The sequence below is a fragment of the Denitromonas ohlonensis genome, assembly GCF_007625205.1.
In the GTDB taxonomy this organism is placed as follows: domain Bacteria; phylum Pseudomonadota; class Gammaproteobacteria; order Burkholderiales; family Rhodocyclaceae; genus Nitrogeniibacter; species Nitrogeniibacter ohlonensis.
In genome coordinates, this window is the sequence record NZ_VMNI01000005.1 from 1 (window position 1) to 18,306 (window position 18,306).

The 18,306-nt window shown below is 64.0% G+C and carries 12 protein-coding genes; 9 read left to right on the top strand and 3 right to left on the bottom strand.

The window, feature by feature from the left end:
- The first annotated feature begins 24 nt into the window (after nt 1–24).
- Together FHP89_RS04765 and FHP89_RS04770 are read left to right on the top strand one after the other, a co-directional pair.
- Nucleotides 25–5,214, top strand: a complete 5,190-nt coding sequence (locus tag FHP89_RS04765; RefSeq protein WP_222105314.1) for an Ig-like domain-containing protein — start codon at nt 25–27, stop codon at nt 5,212–5,214.
- Nucleotides 5,215–5,262: 48 nt separating this feature from the next.
- Nucleotides 5,263–5,583 carry a hypothetical protein gene (locus FHP89_RS04770; protein WP_144179446.1) on the top strand — a complete coding sequence of 107 codons (321 nt, stop codon included), beginning with the start codon at nt 5,263–5,265 and terminating at the stop codon, nt 5,581–5,583.
- A 69-nt stretch (nt 5,584–5,652) separates the two neighbouring features.
- On the opposite strand, the gene FHP89_RS04775 is transcribed toward FHP89_RS04770, so the two are convergent.
- Both FHP89_RS04775 and FHP89_RS04780 read right to left on the bottom strand, forming a co-directional pair.
- Complete coding sequence (locus tag FHP89_RS04775; RefSeq protein ID WP_144179447.1) at nt 5,653–7,599, bottom strand: bifunctional diguanylate cyclase/phosphodiesterase; 1,947 nt, start codon at nt 7,597–7,599, stop codon at nt 5,653–5,655.
- A 28-nt stretch (nt 7,600–7,627) separates the two neighbouring features.
- A complete protein-coding gene (locus FHP89_RS04780) occupies nt 7,628–8,335 on the bottom strand; it encodes a transglutaminase-like cysteine peptidase (protein ID WP_222105315.1) in 708 nt (235 codons plus the stop codon).
- 199 nt (nt 8,336–8,534) lie between these two features.
- Here FHP89_RS04780 and FHP89_RS04785 point away from each other — a divergent pair, with 199 nt between their 5' ends.
- Nucleotides 8,535–10,319: a TolC family outer membrane protein gene (locus FHP89_RS04785; RefSeq protein WP_144179448.1), complete on the top strand. Its 1,785-nt coding sequence runs from the start codon at nt 8,535–8,537 to the stop codon at nt 10,317–10,319.
- Nucleotides 10,320–10,436: 117 nt separating this feature from the next.
- Nucleotides 10,437–11,813, top strand: coding sequence for a class II fumarate hydratase (fumC, locus tag FHP89_RS04790; protein WP_144179449.1), 1,377 nt, complete (start codon nt 10,437–10,439; stop codon nt 11,811–11,813).
- Nucleotides 11,814–11,822: 9 nt separating this feature from the next.
- Here the strand turns inward: fumC and FHP89_RS04795 are convergent, their stop codons facing one another.
- On the bottom strand, nt 11,823–13,085 hold the full coding sequence (locus tag FHP89_RS04795) for a peptidase U32 family protein (protein ID WP_144179450.1): 1,263 nt from the start codon (nt 13,083–13,085) through the stop codon (nt 11,823–11,825).
- A gap of 145 nt (nt 13,086–13,230) precedes the next feature.
- On the opposite strand from FHP89_RS04795, the gene FHP89_RS04800 reads away from it, so the two are divergent.
- The 5 genes from FHP89_RS04800 to FHP89_RS04820 all read left to right on the top strand — a co-directional run bounded on the left by FHP89_RS04800 (nt 13,231) and on the right by FHP89_RS04820 (nt 18,295).
- Nucleotides 13,231–13,533, top strand: a complete 303-nt coding sequence (locus FHP89_RS04800; RefSeq protein ID WP_144179451.1) for a hypothetical protein — start codon at nt 13,231–13,233, stop codon at nt 13,531–13,533.
- Nucleotides 13,534–13,794: 261 nt separating this feature from the next.
- Entirely contained in the window at nt 13,795–14,085 is a 291-nt protein-coding gene (gene groES, locus FHP89_RS04805) for a co-chaperone GroES (protein ID WP_144179452.1), read from the top strand.
- A gap of 55 nt (nt 14,086–14,140) precedes the next feature.
- Nucleotides 14,141–15,787 (top strand): chaperonin GroEL, encoded by a 1,647-nt coding sequence (gene groL, locus FHP89_RS04810; protein ID WP_144179453.1) that lies wholly within the window; start codon nt 14,141–14,143, stop codon nt 15,785–15,787.
- 305 nt (nt 15,788–16,092) lie between these two features.
- The gene (locus FHP89_RS04815) at nt 16,093–16,767 is read left to right on the top strand and encodes a response regulator transcription factor (RefSeq protein ID WP_144179454.1); all 675 of its coding nucleotides are present in this window, start codon (nt 16,093–16,095) and stop codon (nt 16,765–16,767) included.
- Between the two features lie 73 nt (nt 16,768–16,840).
- Nucleotides 16,841–18,295, top strand: a complete 1,455-nt coding sequence (locus tag FHP89_RS04820) for a sensor histidine kinase (RefSeq protein ID WP_144179581.1) — start codon at nt 16,841–16,843, stop codon at nt 18,293–18,295.
- Nucleotides 18,296–18,306: the final 11 nt, after the last annotated feature.

Consider the following 18,306-nt stretch of genomic DNA (forward strand, 5'->3'; position numbering starts at 1 on the left):
ACCGACAACGGCGACCTGGTCCCCGTGACCACGGCGGTGACCATCGCCGCCGGCGCCACGAGCGCGAGCTTCAACGTGTCGACGCTCGACGACGCCTACGCCGACAGCGGCGAGACCTTCACCGCCAGCATCGCCAGCACCTCGGGCGGCGGCTACGAGAATCTCGTGGTTGGCACCAGCAGCGTGACCACGACCATTCTCGACCAGACCGGTAGCGACAATCCTCCGGGAGCCGAAGACACCGCGACGATCAGCATCGCCGGTCAGGCCTCGGTCGTCGAAGGCGAAGTTGCCACCTACACCGTGAGCGTGGACAAGGCCCCGGCCTCGGCGCTGACGGTCAACGTCGTCACCGGCCACGTCACCACCGACAACGGCGACCTGGTGCCGGTCACCACGGCCGTCACCATCGCCGCCGGCGCCACCAGCGCGAGCTTCAACGTCACGACACTGGATGACGCCTACGCCGACAGCGGCGAGACCTTCACCGCCAGCATCGCCAGCACCTCGGGCGGTGGCTACGAGAATCTGGTTGTTGGCACCTCAAGCGTGACCACGACCATCGTCGACCAAGTGGGCAGCGACGATCCTCCGGGAGCCGAAGACACCGCGACGGTGTCGATCAGTGGTCCGGATACCGTGCCCGAAGGCAGCAACGCCACCTACACCGTCACCCTCGACAAGGCACCGACGACGGACGTGACGCTGAACGTGACGCTCACCCACGTCGATACGGTGTCGGGCGACATCACCAGCGTGCCAGCGACGGTGACGATCGCCGCAGGGGCGACCACCGCGACCTTCGATGTGAGCACCTTTGATGACGCGATTCAGGAGCCGGGCGAAAGCTACAGTGTTTCGATCGCGCTGCCTGGCGTGCCGGGGGGGGGCTTCGAGAATCTGGTGATCGGCACGGGCAGCAGGACGACGCAGATCCTCGACAATGATCCGGATGCAGTTAATGACGTGATCAGCACCAATGAAGATGTGCCGGTCGTGATTGCGGTTCGTGGCAACGATACCGACCCCAATGGTGATCCGCTGACCGTCACTGCGGTGACTCAAGGAACCAACGGGACGGTGGTGATTGACGGCGCCACGGGGAATCCGATTTACACGCCGAACCCCAATTTCTTCGGCGCTGACACCTTCACCTACACCATCACGGATGGCAACGGCGGTTTTGATACGGCGACCGTGACGGTCAATGTGGTTTCGGTGAACGACGGACCGATCGCCGTCGCGGATACCAATACGGTCAGCGAAGATGCCGCGAGCGTGTCGGGCGATGTCACGCCGGGCACGCCGACGCAAGACCGCGACGTCGATGGTGACGTGCTGACGGTGGTTGGTGTAGCGGCGGGTACGCCGGGCACGCCGCCGTCGGGCAGCGTGGGGGCGTCGGTCGCAGGTACCTATGGTGCGGTCACCATCAATGGCGACGGCAGCTACACCTATGTGCCGGGCGCGGGCGCGCAGGCCTTGTCGGCCGGTCAGACGGCGAATGACGTCTTTACTTATCGCATCAGCGATGGCAACGGTGGCTTCGCCCAGACGACGCTGACCATCACCATTACGGGTGCCGAGGATGTGCCGCTGGGTCGTGACGAGACGGTGACGACGGCCGAGGACGTGGCTTACGTGTTCTCGCTGGCCAACTTCCAGATGAACGATGCGGAGGATGGCAACCCGAGCAACCCGACCTCGGTGCGGATTGATTCTCTGCCGGCGGATGGTTCGCTGACACTCAATGGGGTGGCAGTGACCGTTGGCCAGGTGCTGAGCGGCGCGAACATCAGCGCGGGCCAGTTGGTCTTTACGCCGGCACCGCAGGCGAACGGCAACAACTACGCCAATTTCGACTTCAGTGTGCGCGATAGCTCCGGCTTGTTTGATCCGGCGCCGAACACCGTGACGGTCAACGTGACGCCGGTGGACGACGGCGCGCCGCTGGCGGCCAACGATGCCTTCATGACCACCGCGAATACGCCGATCATCATCACCGCAGGCCAGTTGCTGGCCAACGACGTGTTGCGTGACCACGCCACCATCACCAGCGTCAGCTCGGTGAGCAGCGGTACGCTGACCGACAACGGTAACGGCACCTGGACCTATGTGTCGCCGACTGCCGGCCCGGCCAGCTTCACCTACACGCTGACCGACGATGATGGCCAGACCAGCACCGCCACGGTGAATCTGACCGTGGTGAGCGCGCGCGATGACCTTGCCACCGTGTATGAAAGCGGCTTGGCGGCGGGTTCGGGCGGCGGTGCCACCATCGTGTCGGGCAACCTGTTTGCCAACGACGGTGGCGGCACCTCGCTGCTCAGTATTGGTGGTGTGACAGATGGCGGTGCGGGCGATATGGACTCGCGCGCTGGCTATATTTCCATCGATACCGCGATCGGCAATCTGATCGTCGATACGGCGGGGGCAAATGCGGGCGACTACACCTACACGTTGCTCGACCGCGCTGACAACAGCGCGGCGGCCAACGACCTGAGCGTGACCGAGGTGTTCAACTACACCTCCAACGCCACCTCGGCCGCGCTGCGCATCAACGTGATTGACGATGTGCCGCTATCGTTCGACCGCACGGTGCAGGTCTCCGAAGACCAGGTGCCCAGCTACAACCTGGTGCTGGTGCTCGACGTGTCCGGCTCGATGGACATCGAGTCGGCGGCCGGTGAAGTGCGCCAGTTGAATGCCGACGGCACCATCACCATCACCACCCGTCTGCAGATGGCCAAGGACGCCATGAAGGAACTGGTGGCCGAGTACTACAACCAGGCGCAGAGCGTGTCGGTGACGCTGATTACCTTCGATAGCTCGGCGACCATCGTCAACCCGGGTGCGCCGCTGACTGACAAGAACGCGACGCTGGCGGCAATTGATGGCCTGGACGGCTCGGGGGGCACCAACTACGAGAGCGCGCTGGGCGCGGTGCAGACCGCCTTTGGCACCATTGATACGAGCCTGAAGAACACGCTGTACTTCATCTCGGATGGTGAGCCCTCCGTGGGCAACCTCACCGATCCGGCCGGTGCGTCGGGCTATACCACCTGGATTGCCAACAACGCGGTGGATGCCTATGCGGTCGGTATCGGTACCGGTATCGCCAACACCGGCCCGCTGAACTCGATCCACAACGTCGACGCCGATGGCGACGGCGTGGTCGACCCCGCGATCATCGTGCCCGACCTCAACGATCTGGACTCCGCGCTGTTGTCCACCGTGCCGACCGCTTACGGCGGCAACGTGGTGAGCAACGCCAACGTGGGTAACGTGCTCGGCGCCGACGGCGGCTACATCCAGACCATCGAGATCATGCTCGACAGCAACAATGACGGTACGCCGGATCAGCTGGTCACCTTTACCTACGACTCGGGGTTGAACCAGGTCTCGCAGAACAGCAGCTTCCTGACGGGTTACCCGGTGGCGGGCGACCTGGTGACCTTGGCCGCGGGCCAGGGCTTTGGCATGGGGACGCTGACTTTCAACTTCAAGACGGGCGACTACACCTTCTTTACCAATGGCTCGGCAACCGAAGGCGACAGTTTTGAGCTGCACTTTGTGGCGCGCGACAACGACGGCGATGTTTCGCCATCGACGCTGTTGCGCGTTGAAGTCGCCGACGGTCAGCCGATTGCGCGGCCGGACTCGGACACGCTGCTGGCCAACCAGACGCATTTCGAAGGCAACGTGATCTCCGGGCTTGGCACTGACGGTGGCCTGCCGCAAGGGCAACAAGTGGCCAGTTTCTCGGCCGCGGGCGGCGGCGTCGACAAAGCCGTCGATGGCGCAGAAGTCACCTCGGTGACCTTCCAGGGCGCAACCTACGATCTGACCACCAATGCCTCCGGCAGCGGTGCGGGCTTTACCTGGACGGTCAACAACGGTCAGCTGAACTGGACCGCGACCAGCGGTGGTTCGTCTTTGGTGTTCAGCAAGACGGGCTTCTACGACTACACGCCCCCGACGGCCGATGTGCCGGTCACGCCGACCAGCGCGGCCGTGACGACCTTGTTCAATACCTCGAGCAACGCCACGGCCAATGGTGTGCTGTTGTCGGGGGTCAGCCGCACGGGCGCTGCGCAAGCGCTGAGTTACAACAACTCGAGCGGCACTAGCAACGACGGTGTCGGCGTCAATGGTGGCGACTCGAGCAGCCGTCTCGACAACCTCGAGACCTTGGTGGTGCGCTTCAATCAGGGCATCCATACGCAAGGTGTTCAGGATGTGAGCTTTGTGGTGGCGACCAATGCCAGTAACCTGGGCTCGACGAGCGGCACGGTGCGCGCGCTGACCTACAGCGTGTTCGATGTGGCCGGCAACCTGCTGGGCCGTTTCTACAGCACCAACGAAGGCGTCGTGACGCTGCCGTCCGAGTACAGCAATATCGGGTGGGTCGAGATCGAGGCTAATAGTGCAGCCGAGGCCCGGATCACCAGCGTCAGCTTCGAGTCAGTGCAGCCCAACGTTGCCGCGGCCGTCGCCCCGGTCGAGATCGGCTACACGCTGACCGATACGGACGGCGACACCAGCAGCGCGGTGCTGACGACCCGCATCATCTCCAACAGCATCTTTGGCGATGACATCAACGACACCCTGACGGGCACCACGGGCAACGATCGTATCGTCGCCGGCGCCGGCAACGACGTCGTCAACGGTGGCGCAGGCCATGACGTTCTCGAGGGGGGCGCGGGAAATGACACGCTCAATGGCGGCGATGGCAATGACGTGTTGCGCGGTGGTACGGGCAGCGACACGCTGGTCGGCGGCGCCGGCAACGATGTGTTGTCGGGCGGCGAGGGCAGCGACGTGCTGACCGGCGGACTCGGCGCCGATGTGTTCGAGTGGACGCTGGCTGCACGCGGCGTGTCGGGTACGCCGTCAGTCGATCGTGTGACTGACTTCGATACCGCATCGGTGGCCTCTGGGGGCGACGCGCTGGATCTGCGTGACCTGCTGCAGGGCGAGCAACACCTTGGCAACGACGCAGGCTCGCTGCTCAACTACCTGCACTTCTCGCAAAGCGGTGGAAACACCATCGTGCATGTGAGCAGCAACGGCGGCTTTACCGGTGGCTACAGCGCCGGCAAGGAAGATGTGACCATCACGCTCGACGGGGTCAACCTGTTCAGCGGCGGCTTGAGCTCCGACCAGCAAGTGATTCAGGATCTGCTGTCGAAGGGCAAGCTGATTACCGACTGATAGGGCGCAGCCCGGCGGGTGCCGGGCTGCCGCCGCCAAGGAGCCACCATGGTTTTTGTCAAACGTGATGCAGAAGGGCACATCGTGTCGGCGAGCCTGACGCAGGATGCAGCGCATCCCGAGTTGGCCGATGCGAGCGATCCGGCTGTGGCCGGCTTTGCCCGCGCCCTGATGGGCGAAGATCCGTTGGCCGACTCGGACATGCGTCTGGTGCGGGTGCTGGAGGACGTGATTGATCTGCTGATCAGTCGCGACGTGATCCGCTTTACCGACCTGCCGCAGGCGGCACAGTCCAAGCTCATGGAGCGCCGGTCAATGCGTCAGTCGCGCGGTGGTCTGGATTTGCTGGGGGGCGATGATTTCGTCTGAAGTACAGACCGAGCCGATAAAAAGAAACACCCCCGTCGCGACGGGGGTGTTTCTTTTTGGGCGCTGCGTTCAGTGTCGAATGCCCGGCCCGGTGAGCCCGTCGAAGCCGAGCGCGTCCAGTTGCTCCGCCTCGGTGTGGCTGGTGACGCCCTCGGCGATGACCTGCATGCCCATGGTGTGGGCGATGGTCGCCAGGCCGCGAAGGAAGGTCTGGTTGCCGGGGTTCTGGTCAATGCCACGGATGACCGCCGCGCTGATCTTGAGGTAGTCGAGGCCGACGTCGTGCAACTCGCCGATGCGGCACACCTGCTGGCTGACATGCTCCAGACCGATGTGACAACCGAGTGGCTTGAGTCGCCGGCACAGCGCGCGGAACTCGACGCCGTGGCGGAAGGCCGCGCCTTCGGGCAGGTCGATCCACAGTTGCTGCGCCGCTGCAGGTTGGGCGCTCAGCAACTCGGCGATCCGGCTGATGGTCGGCGCGTGGCACATGGATGCGGCCGACAGGTTGATGCACACCCCAGTGCCTTGTTTGGCGATCAGCGCCAGCGCCTGTTCGGCCACGGTTTCGTCGATGCGCGAGAGCAGGCCGCAACGCGTGGCCCAGGGCAGGACGTCGCCCGCGGTGAGCTCCACGTCATCGGTCGGGTGCTGCATGCGCACCGGGGTTTCGATGTGAAGGAGCTCGCGGTGGCGGTTCATGACCGGGAACTGCGCCAGGTGGAAGCGACCGGTGTCCAGCGCTTGCGCGATCAGCGCACGCCAGCCGGCCAGATCCGTGGCCGGGCGGGTCGCCGGATTAACGTGTTCGATCTGCGGCTGCGTGTCGGGCAGTAGTTCGGAGCGGTCGAGCGCGACGTCGGCGTGAGCGAGCAGTTGCGGCAGTGCGTCGCCGCGTTGATAGCACGCGATGCCGACGGGCAGGGCCCGGTACGCGTCCGGCAGGCTATTACTGACGGCCAGTTCGAGCTGCTCGGTGAGCGTGCTGGCGAGCGCGTCTGGCGTGTCGAGTGCCGGCGCGAGGATGGCGAAGTCAGTCCCGTTGAGGCGTCCGATGAGCCAGGTGCCGTCGTCGGGGAGCATCGCTTTGAGGCTGTCGGCAAGCTTGCGCAGCAGCGCGTCGGTGGTCGCCCGGCCGAGTGATTCGTTGAGCTGGATGAGGTGCGTCAGGCGCACGATCACCAAGGCGCCGTGGCGGGGGGCGGTGTCGCTCTCGAGCGTGTGCGCCACCTGGGCCAGGAAGTGCTCGCGGTTGAGCAAGCCGCTCACCGCATCGTGCTGAACCGCTTGGCGCAGTCCTTCGAGCCGGGCGGACTCCTCTTCGAGCATGGTGCGCACGCGGTTGCTGAGGGTGTTCATGGCGGTGACCACCGCGGCAAATTCCGGTGTGTCGGGCGTGTCGGTGCTGATGAAGCGGCGCTCGCCGATGGCGCGTGCCTGATCAACCACGCGGCCCAGCGGACGGAGCAGGGCGCGCAGCAACACACTGCCCAGCGCGCCGATCAGCAGCGCGCCGGCGACGAACCAGGTCAGCAGTTGCAGCGTGCCCTGCCACAGACTGCTGTAGGCAAAGGCCGGATCGCTCTTGAGCGTCAAGGTGGCGAAGGGCGTCCAGCCATCGCTGACCAGGCTCCTGGCCGGTTCCGAGCGAATCGGCACCAATGCCCGGAACCATGCGGGCGCCTGCGCGTCGGCTGAGCCGGGCGCGGCGCTGGCGATGGCCGCGGTGTCGATGCTGCGCTCCATGATCACGGTCTGATTGGCGGGCTCGACCAGGCGGATGAATTCGTAGTGGCTGTTGTCGAACTGCGCCGCCAGCAGCAACTCCAGCGTGGTTGGATCTTTGGGTAGCTGGGTCATGGCCAGCGCCAGCGCGTTGGCGTTGTCGAGGTTCTTGCGGTGCAACTCCTGCTGGAGGTAGTCGCGCGCCGACAAGGTGCTGACGACAAAGCTGACGCCGAGCGCGGTGAGCATCACCACCACAATGGCGAGCCACAGTTGTTTGATCAAAGACATGACCGGGTCCTTCTGCAAGGTGCGTACATCATTGTTCGAATCCTTCGTCGCGCAAGCGGGCGATCAGGTCGCGCCAGCGCGACAGGCGCTCTGAGGGGCGGGCGGCCGCGGTGCTTGAACCCGCCACCCACAGACCACTGCTGTTGAAACTGAACACCGGGAACAGATCGGTGCGGCGAGAGGCCGGCTGAATGTCGCCGACCAGGTTGTCGAGCACCAGCGGTTCGCTGGTCGGCGTGTCGAAGTAGCCCAGCACCATGTGCGCCTGGGTCAGCGAACTGCGTTCGCCGCCGATTTTGGCGCGGACATAGATCAGACGCAATTTTTCATCGGGCACGCCGAGCAGACGCAGCGACAGATACTTTGCAATCACGAAGTCTTCGCAGTCACCGGCGCGTTTGGCGAGGGTTTCGAGTGGCGTCGCCCAGTAGTCTTTTTGCTGCCAGACCACGACGTCATCGAGGAACTGAACCTGGCGGTTGAAGAAATCGTTGGTCTCGCGCAACTGCTCGGCTTCGGGCTTGTCCTGCATCTGCGCCATTGAGGCGCGCCAGTGTTGAACGCGGCCGACAACCTGGTCGTCATAGCGCTGGCGGGCGGTCTGCTCGACCTTGTCGAGCCCGGGATTTGCGCTCGCCAGCAGGCACACCGCCACGCCCGCCAGCGCGTGACAAAGCCCCCGCGCCAGCTTGCGGGTCCGCGGGCGAAGGCTGAAGCCTGCGGCCGGGTCGGTCACGTCAGAAACGCTTTGTCATAACGGGGGGGTCGGGCGCAGCAAATGAAAATAAAGGTGAATTAACGCGAAGTTTCAACGATTAGTGTCTGCCGAATCACAACTTTATTACGGTACTCATGAATTGGTTGGGCTAACATCGGCCGCTATCGCTTTCCTCCAATCCGTTGTTTAACGGACTGCCGACGCCATTTTTAAGACTATGAAAAAAATATCCCACCTGTCTGCCGTCGCTGCGCTCGCCTTGTTGCCCCTGACCTTGCAGGCCGTGCCCGCCGAATCACTCCGCGAAGCCGTGCAACGTGCGGTGGTCAGCAACCCCGAAGTTCAGGCGCGCTGGCATGCCTATCTGGCCGCCGAAGAGGAGCAGGATGTGGCACGCGGTGGTTATTTCCCGCGGGTTGACCTGACGGCCGGCATTGGCCGCGAGCGCCAGAGCGACCCGGGGATTGCCGATCGCAACTACACCCGGCGCGGTGCGACGCTCTCGCTGAACCAGATGGTCTATGACGGTTTTGCCACGCAGAGTGAAGTCGCCCGGCTGGGGCACGCCAAGCTCACCCGCTATTTTGAAATCCTCGATGCCTCCGAGTCCGTGGCTGGCGAGACCGTCCGCGCTTATGCAGACGTGCTGCGCTATCGCGACCTGGTGCAACTGGCGCAAGAGAACTTCCTGCGCCACAAGGAAGTGTTCGATCAGATTGAAGAGCGCGCCAGCGCTGGCGTGGGCCGTCGCGTCGACCTCGAACAAGCCGGCGGTCGTCTGGCCCTGGCAGAGTCCAATCTGCTGACCGAAGCCTCCAACCTGCACGATGTGAGCTCCCGCTACCAGCGCCTTGTCGGCGAGTTGCCGGGCGATGCGCTTCAGCCGATCGGTCGTCTGGCCGAACAGCTCCCGCCGTCGGTGGCGGACGCGCTGCGTCTGGCCTACGAAGGTCATCCGGCGTTTCATGCGGCGGTCGAGAGCGTGCGTGCGGCCACCGAAGAGGCCAAGGGCAAAGAGGCCGCCTACCAGCCGCGCGTCGATCTGCGCGCCCGTCAGAGCGTGGACTACAACACCGATGGCGACGTCGGCCGGCATGGCGACAGCGTGGTCGAGCTGGTGATGAACTTCAACCTGTTCAATGGCGGCTCCGATCGCGCCGCGGTGCGTCAGTTTGCGCAACGCCTGAATCAGGCCAAGGATCTGCGCGACAAGTCCTGCCGTGACATTCGCCAGACCTTGTCGATTGCCTATAACGATGTGCAGCGCCTCGCCGAGCAGCTCAAGTATCTCAACCAGCATCAGCTGTCGATCTCCAAGGCGCGCGAGGCCTATCGCAAGCAGTTCGACATTGGCCAGCGGACGCTGCTCGACTTGCTCGATACCGAAAACGAATACTTTCAGGCGCGCCGCGCCTATGTGAATGGCGACTACGACCACAAAGTGGCCGAGGCCCGCACGCTGGGCGGCATGGGCAAGCTCCTGCCCAGTCTGCAGGTGGCGCGTGAAGACCTGCCTGCATTGAGCGATCTGGCCAAGGACCGCGAAGCTGTCACACCGTCTGCCGCGTGCCCGGCCGAAGCGCCCGAGCCCAGCGCCGTGCTGAAACTGCTGGGTCAAGCCAAGCCGGCCGCCGTCGTGGCGCCCGAGCCGAAGGCCGAGAGCGTGGCCAGCGATCTGGCCGATGCGACTGCCAAGTGGGCCGCCGCGTGGGCCGCCAAAGACTACGATGCGTATCGCGCCTTCTATGGCAAAGGCTTTGTGCCGGCTGAAGGACAGTCGATCGCGGCCTGGGAGAAGCAACGCCGGGTGCGTCTGGCCAAGCAAGGCAACATCTCGGTCGGCGTGGCTGAACTGCGTGTCGAGAAGCTCGGCCCGGATGTGGCCGCGACGGTTTTCCGTCAGACCTACCGCGCCAATGACTATCAGGACGTGGTCGCCAAGCGTCTGGAGTGGGCGCGAGTCGATGGCAAGTGGACGATCCAGCGCGAAATCGCTGAATAAGCCAAAGCAAACCATCATCACCAGCGGGCCCTTCGGGGCCCGCTTTGTTTTTGTGCCGACTCGAACGAAGTCTTGTTTCGCGCCTCCAAGCTTCTACAAGAAACACGGGAGAACGTGATGGCACGCACCGAACACGACAGCCTCGGCCCGGTCGAGGTGGCCGATACGGCCTTGTGGGGCGCCCAGACCGAGCGGGCGCGGGCGCACTTTCAGATTGGCCATGCGCGCATGCCCTTGGCCTTGATTCGCGCGCTGGCCCACGTTAAAGCGGCGGCGGCGGGCGCCAACGCCGAGCTTGGCCGGCTTGAGGTCTCGCTGGCCGCGGCGATCGTCTCGGCGGCGGAAGAGGTGATCGACGGCCAGCATGACGCGCATTTTCCGCTGCCGGTGTGGCAGACCGGCTCGGGCACCCAGACCCATATGAACATGAACGAGGTGCTGGCCAACCGGGCTTCGGAACTGCTTGGCGGCGCGCGTGGGGCGGAGCGCCGGGTGCATCCGAACGACCATGTGAATCTGGGGCAGTCATCGAATGATGTGTTTCCGACCGCCATGCATGTGGCGGTGTCGGTGGCGGTGTCCGAGGCGCTGCTGCCCGCGCTGGCGCAGTTGCGGGTGTCGCTGGCGAGCCGGGTGGTTGAGTTTGCCGACATCGTCAAGATTGGCCGTACGCACTTGCAGGACGCCACGCCGCTGACGTTGGGCCAGGTGTTTTCCGGCTACGTGGCGCAGCTGGATCTGGCGGCGCTGGCGATTGCGCAGGCGCAGCCCGCGGTGCTCGCGCTGGCGATCGGCGGTACCGCGGTGGGCACCGGGCTGAACACGCCGAAGGCCTTCGGCCCGGCGGTGGCGACGCGGCTGGCGGAGGTGAGCGGACTCGCCTTTGTGTGCGCCGACAATCGCTTCGCCGCGCTGGCCGGGCACGAGCCGCTGGTGGCCTTGCATGGCGCGCTGAAGACCTTGGCCGCAGCGCTCTACAAGATTGCGAATGATTTGCGCTGGTTGGCCAGTGGCCCGCGCTGCGGTATCGGGGAGTTGAGTTTGCCGGCGAATGAGCCGGGCAGCTCGATCATGCCCGGCAAGGTGAACCCGACCCAGTGTGAGGCGCTGACCATGGTGTGCACCCGTGTCTTCGGCAATGACGTCACGGTGGGCATGGCCGGCGCGGCCGGCAACTTCGAGCTGAATGTCTTCAAGCCGGTGATTGCGCAGGCGGTGCTTGAGAGCCTGGAGCTGTTGGCCGACAGCATGCGCAGCTTTGAGCAGCACTGCGTGGCGGGGCTGACGGCCCAGCGCGAGCGCATTGATGATCTGCTGGCGCGCTCCTTGATGCTGGTGACCGCGCTCACCCCGCATATTGGTTACGACGCGGCGGCGGCCATTGCCAAGCTGGCACATGCCGAGGGCTTGAGCCTGCGCGAGGCGGCGCTGCGCTCTGGCGCACTCAGCGGCGAGGACTTCGATCGCTGGGTGCGGCCGGCCGATATGGTCTAGCGCGCGGGCTTAAACGTAGCGCGCCACAAAGGCACCAACGCTCTCGGCGGGCAGCGGCAGCCACACGCGATGGCCGCTGCCGGGCGCGACTTCGACCGCGTCGCCCGTGGCGTTCTCCATCTGGGTGATCTGGATATCCCGGTTGCCGCTGGGCAGGATCAGCTCGATGCGATCACCCACGCCGAACTTGTTCTTGACGTTGATCTCGACCAGGCCGCGCGCGGCGTCGTAGGCGACCACATCGCCGACGTACTGGCTGCGGTCCGATTCTGAATGCCCGCGCAGGTAGTTCTGCGTGTCGGCCGGGGTGTGGCGCTGGTAGAAGCCGTCGGTGTAGCCGCGGTTGGCGAGGCCTTCGAGCTGGCCGAGCAGGGCGGGATCGAGGCCGCGTCCGGCGGCGGCGTCGTCGATGGCCTGGCGGTAGGTCTGGCAGGTGCGCGCCACGTAATAAGGGCTCTTGGTGCGCCCCTCGATCTTGAGTGAGTCGATGCCGATCTCGACCAGTCGCTGCACATGCTCGATGGCGCGCAGGTCCTTGGAGTTGAGGATGTAGGTGCCGTGCTCGTCTTCTTCGATGGGCATGTAGCTGCCCTGGCGTTTCTCGCGCTCTTCAATCACATACACATCACCGCTGGCGTCTTCGGCCGCCGGCTTGACGTTGAAGTCCCAGCGGCAGGAGTTGGTGCACGAGCCCTGGTTGGGGTCGCGATGGTTGAAGTAGCCCGACAGCAGGCAGCGGCCCGAGTAGGCGATGCACAGCGCGCCGTGCACGAACACCTCCAGTTCGGTGTCCGGGCAGGCCTGACGGATCTCGGCGATCTGGTCGAGCGAGAGCTCACGCGACAGAATCACCCGGCTCACCCCGGCCTGTTTCCAGAAACGCACGGCGGCGGCATTGACCGTGTTGGCCTGCACCGACAGGTGGATCTCCATCTCCGGCCAGGTCTCGCGCACCAGCATGATCAGGCCGGGATCGGACATGATCATCGCGTCTGGCTTGAGGGCGATGGCCGGCGCCATGTCGTCGAGATAGGTCTTCAGTTTGGCGCCGTGCGGAAAGATATTCGACACCAGAAAGAAGCGATGGCCGAGCGCGTGAGTGCGCGCGATGCCTTGCGCCAGCACGTCGATGTCGCCGAAATCATTGTTGCGCACCCGCAGCGAGTAGCGCGGCTGGCCCGCGTAGATCGCCGTTGCGCCGTAGGCAAAGGCGGTGTCGAGCATGGTCAGGGAGCCAGCGGGGGCGAGCAGTTCGGGCGTGCGCAGCGACATTCGGGGGACTTCCTTTTGGGGGACTGCGATTATACCGGCACAGCCACGGCCTTCCGTCGCGATCCGTCGGGCGGAAGGTGGCGGGTGGGCCGGCGGGCATCTAAGCTAAAAGTGCCGCGGCATCAACGCCGTGGGGAGTGGTGCCGTGTCTTGCCGTGTGTTGTCCCTGATGCTGGTATGTGTGCTTGCGCTGCCGATGGACGTTAGCGCGCGCGGGCGCTACGTGGTGGTCAATGGCCAGTTGCTTGGCCCGGCGGCCGTGGCCCGGCTCGACCGCGCGGCGTGTGCGCGCATCCCCGATGGACGCTACTGGATCGACATGCGCTCCGGCGTCTGGGGGTATGAAGGCGGCGTGCCGCAAGGGCGCGTCGGCGACAATTGCCAGCAACGGCGCAAAAGCCTGTCGGAGCGTGGCCTGCTCTACAGTCCGGGCGAGTTGATGCGTTAAGCCGTATCGCGCGGCACGACATGCCAGACCTGCCGCGTCGCTGATCGGACGGGCCCGTACGATCAGGCGGGCGCCGTGCTGCCACCAAGGCCGAAAAATTCTTTTCATGCCCCGACTTGAAATCACCCTGTGCCGTCCCTATTATTAGCACTCGTTGGCAGGGAGTGCTAACAACCGGGGCCGCAAGCCTCTGGTTTTCTGTTTTCCCTAAGCGCGGCACTGAGCCGCAAGCAATCGAATTTGTTCCAAGGAGAGAACTCGATGAAAATTCGTCCTTTGCATGATCGCGTCATCGTCAAGCGTATTGAAGCCGAGCGCACCACGGCCAGTGGCATCGTGATTCCGGATTCCGCCGGCGAGAAGCCTGATCAGGGCGAAGTTCTGGCTGTCGGCAACGGCAAGATCCAGGACAACGGCGAAGTGCGTCCGATGGCCGTCAAGGTCGGCGACCGCGTGCTGTTCGGCAAGTATGCCGGTCAGGGCGTCAAGGTTGAAGGCGAGGAAGTCCTCGTCATGCGCGAAGAAGACATCATGGGCGTGATCGAGGCCTGAGGCCTGTCCGCTACCACGTTCAACGCAATTCACAGTATTCAGCTAGGAGTTAAATATGCCTGCTAAGGAAGTTAAATTCGGCGATTCCGCCCGTGCCCGTATGGTCGAAGGCGTCAACATTCTGGCCAACGCGGTCAAAGTGACGCTGGGCCCGAAAGGCCGCAACGTGGTACTCGAGCGCTCCTACGGCGCCCCCACCGTGACCAAGGACGGTGTGTCGGTGGCCAAGGAAATCGAACTGAAGGACAAGTTCGAAAACATGGGTGCCCAGATGGTCAAGGAAGTCGCTTCCAAGACCTCCGACGTGGCCGGTGACGGCACCACGACGGCGACCGTGCTGGCTCAGGCCATCGTGCGCGAAGGCATGAAGTTCGTTGCCGCCGGCATGAACCCGATGGACCTCAAGCGCGGTATCGACAAGGCCGTGCTGGCCACGCTCGAAGAGCTGAAGAACCTGTCCAAGCCCTGCTCGACCACCAAGGAAATTGCTCAGGTCGGTTCGATCTCGGCAAACTCCGACGGCGACATCGGCGAGATCATCGCCACCGCCATGGAAAAAGTCGGCAAGGAAGGCGTGATCACCGTTGAAGACGGCAAGTCCCTGCAGAATGAGCTCGACGTTGTCGAAGGCATGCAGTTCGACCGCGGCTACCTGAGCCCCTACTTCATCAACAACCCGGACAAGCAAGTCGCTGTTCTGGAAGATCCGTTCATCCTGCTGTTCGACAAGAAGATCTCCAACATCCGCGATCTGCTGCCGGTGCTCGAGCAAGTCGCCAAGTCCAGCCGTCCGCTGCTGATCGTTGCCGAAGATGTCGAGGGCGAAGCCCTGGCCACCCTGGTGGTGAACAACATGCGCGGCATCCTCAAGACCTGCGCCGTCAAGGCCCCGGGCTTTGGTGACCGTCGCAAGGCCATGCTCGAAGACATCGCCATCCTGACCGGTGGTCAGGTGATCGCTGAAGAAGTCGGCCTGTCGCTCGAAAAAGCCACCCTGGAAGATCTGGGTCAGGCCAAGCGCATCGAAATCGGCAAAGAAAACACCATCCTGATCGACGGCGCCGGCAACACCGAAGCCATCGAAGCGCGCGTCAAGCAGATCCGTGTTCAGATCGAAGAAGCTTCGTCTGACTACGACCGCGAGAAGCTGCAGGAGCGTGTGGCCAAGCTGGCTGGCGGCGTGGCCGTCATCAAGGTTGGCGCCGCGACCGAAGTCGAGATGAAAGAGAAGAAGGCCCGCGTTGAAGACGCACTGCACGCCACCCGTGCTGCCGTCGAAGAAGGCATCGTGGCCGGCGGTGGCGTGGCCCTGCTGCGTGCCCGCGCTAACCTGGCCGGCATGAAAGGCGACAACCATGACCAGGACGCGGGTATCACCATCGTGCTGCGCGCCATGGAAGAGCCGCTGCGCCAGATCGTGGCCAACGCCGGTGACGAGCCGTCTGTCGTTGTGAACAAGGTTGCTGAAGGTTCGGGCAACTTTGGTTACAACGCCGGTACCGGTGAGTACGGTGATCTGGTCGAGATGGGCGTGCTGGACCCGACCAAGGTGACCCGCACTGCACTGCAGAACGCCGCTTCGGTGGCCGGTCTGATGCTGACCACCGACTGCATGGTCGGTGAGCTGCCGGAAGACAAGCCCTCGATGCCCGACATGGGCGGCATGGGCGGTATGGGTGGAATGGGCGGCATGGGCATGTAATTGCCCAGGCGCCATTTGCCTCAAAAGCCCCGCTTCGGCGGGGCTTTTTCGTGGACCGCCGCGCTGTCGTAAAAGCGTCGAGCGGCATCAAAGCGTGCGCGTGCGAAGACGAACCGCCCGGGGGGGGCGCAAGCGTGGGATAATTGAGCGGAAAAAAGCGGCAGGGAGCGAACCGATGCTTATTCGCGGCAGCTCCCTGGAGCGAGAAATCCGGAAGATTTCTGGCTCCCGAAGACCGAGTAAAGGAGAACAGCGGGATCCAACTTATCGATTTCCGCTTACGTCAAACTTACAGTCTATCCAGCATGCGAATACTTCTAGCGGAAGACGATCCGGTTATCGCCGATGGCCTGATCAGGGCGCTCAAGCGCGCGGGCTATGCCGTCGATCATGTGTCGGCCGGATCGGAGGCGGACACCGCCCTGTTGGGGCAGTCCTACGACCTTGTCATTCTTGATCTCGGGCTGCCGAAGCTGCCGGGCATTGAGGTGCTCAAGCGCTTGCGCGGTCGGAAGTCCGCCACGCCGGTGCTGATTCTCACCGCCCAGGACGGTGTCGACGACCGCGTCCGTGGGCTGGACGCCGGGGCCGACGACTACCTCACCAAACCTTTTGCACTCCCCGAGCTTGAAGCGCGCGTGCGCGCGCTGACGCGTCGGGGCACCGGCCAGCCGCGTTGCATTGAGCTCGGCTCTCTGAGCTACGACCAGGCGGACCGGGTGGTCAAGATCGCCGAGCAGGTGGTCGAGTTTTCGGCGCGCGAAATGGGTCTGCTGGAGATTTTCATCCTGCGGGCCGGGCGGCTCGTGAGCAAGGATCAGCTCGTCGATCAGCTGTGCGGGTGGGGAGAAGAGGTGTCGAACAATGCCATCGAAGTGTATGTGCACCGCCTGCGCAAAAAACTCGAAGCCAGCGGCGTGCGCATCGTGACGGTGCGCGGCCTGGGCTATTGCCTGGAAAAACCCGAGGACGCCGCGTGACCGGTTCCTCCGGCAGCCTGGGAGGCGGTCGCCGCAGCGGGGTGGGGCGGTGATCTCCAAGGCCGCCCGCGCCATGCGCGCCGACAAGGCCGCGTCCAAAGAAGAGCGCAAGGGCGGGCAGTTCAACTCGCTGTTTGGCGAGATTCTCGACTGGATGCTCGCGCCGCTGCTGTTTTTGTGGCCGATCTCCATCATCGTCACTCATAACGTCGCCGACAACATCGCCAATGAGCCCTACGACCGCGCCATGGCGGAGAGTGTTCGTACGCTGGCGCGTCTGGTGGTGCTGGACGACAAAGCGGTTCGCGTCGACTTCCCCGCGCCGCCACGGGTGTTGTTCCGTGCCGACCGCGACGATACCGTCTATTACCAGGTGGCCGATCATCAGGGCGAAGTCGTTGCCGGCGATTGGGAGATTCCCTGGGTGCCTCCGCCCATCCGGCTGTTGCCGGACGATGTGCTCTATCGCGACGCGGTGATTCAGGGCGAAGAGGTGCGGGTTGCCTATCAGTTCATGCGCACCTATCCTGAACCCAGCAGTCCGCTGGTGCTGGTGCAAATCGCCGAGACGCGCAACAAGCGCGCCGAGTTGGCCTCGCGCGTGGTGACCGGGGTGTTGCTGCCGCAGTTCGCCATCATTCCTTTGGCGGTCATTCTGGTGTGGGTGGGCCTGTCACGGGGCATTTCGCCACTGAATCGCTTGCAGGGCGTGATTCGTCGCCGCCGGCCCACCGATCTGGCGCCGATCTCGACCGCCGGTGTGCCCGAAGAATTGCGGCCGCTGATTGTCGCCTTCAATGACATGATGGCGCGCCTTGAAGAAAACCTGCAGGCGCAGCAACGCTTCATTGCCGACGCCGCGCACCAGATGCGGACGCCGCTGACCGGGCTGCGCATGCAGACCGAGCTGGCGCTGAACGAGTCCGACCCCGAGATGCTGCACGAAGCGCTGACCCGCATCGCGCTCAGTACGCAGCGCGCCAGCCACCTGATCAACCAGTTGCTCACGCTCGCTCGGGCGGAATCCAGTTCGGAAAAAATCTATGCGGTCGATCGTGTCGACCTCGAAATGCTGGTGCGCGAGGTGGCGCTCGACCTCTACCCCCGGGCCCAGATCAAGAATATCGACCTGGGCGTGGAAGACACGGGCTGGCCGCTGCTGATCGATGGCAACCCGGTTCTGTTGCGTGAAATGATCATGAACCTGATGGACAACGCCATCAAGTACACCCCTGTGGGGGGGCGGGTGACCGCACGCACTCAGGCCACGGAATTTGCCATTCTCGAGGTCGAGGACACCGGCGCCGGGATTCCCGAGGAAGACCGTGAGCGTGTGTTCGAGCGCTTTTACCGGGTGCTCGGCAGCGGTGAGGATGGCTCCGGTCTGGGCTTGCCGATCGTGCGCGAAATTGCCGAATTGCATCGGGCCACCGTGACGCTCAAGTCGAGCCCCACCGGCACGGGTACGATGGCTCAGGTGATCTTTCCGCGCAGCTATACGCGGCGCTCAACTGCCGACATGGCATGATGTGGAGCGCC

Excerpts from the sequence above, each read along its gene's own strand:
- FHP89_RS04770 (WP_144179446.1), top strand. The coding sequence starts at position 5,263 with ATGGTTTTTGTCAAACGTGATGCAGAAGGGCACATCGTGTCGGCGAGC.
- FHP89_RS04775 (WP_144179447.1), bottom strand. The coding sequence starts at position 7,599 with ATGTCTTTGATCAAACAACTGTGGCTCGCCATTGTGGTGGTGATGCTC.
- FHP89_RS04785 (WP_144179448.1), top strand. The coding sequence starts at position 8,535 with ATGAAAAAAATATCCCACCTGTCTGCCGTCGCTGCGCTCGCCTTGTTG.
- fumC (WP_144179449.1), top strand. The coding sequence starts at position 10,437 with ATGGCACGCACCGAACACGACAGCCTCGGCCCGGTCGAGGTGGCCGAT.
- FHP89_RS04795 (WP_144179450.1), bottom strand. The coding sequence starts at position 13,085 with ATGTCGCTGCGCACGCCCGAACTGCTCGCCCCCGCTGGCTCCCTGACC.
- groES (WP_144179452.1), top strand. The coding sequence starts at position 13,795 with ATGAAAATTCGTCCTTTGCATGATCGCGTCATCGTCAAGCGTATTGAA.
- groL (WP_144179453.1), top strand. The coding sequence starts at position 14,141 with ATGCCTGCTAAGGAAGTTAAATTCGGCGATTCCGCCCGTGCCCGTATG.
- FHP89_RS04815 (WP_144179454.1), top strand. The coding sequence starts at position 16,093 with ATGCGAATACTTCTAGCGGAAGACGATCCGGTTATCGCCGATGGCCTG.
- FHP89_RS04820 (WP_144179581.1), top strand. The coding sequence starts at position 16,841 with ATGCGCGCCGACAAGGCCGCGTCCAAAGAAGAGCGCAAGGGCGGGCAG.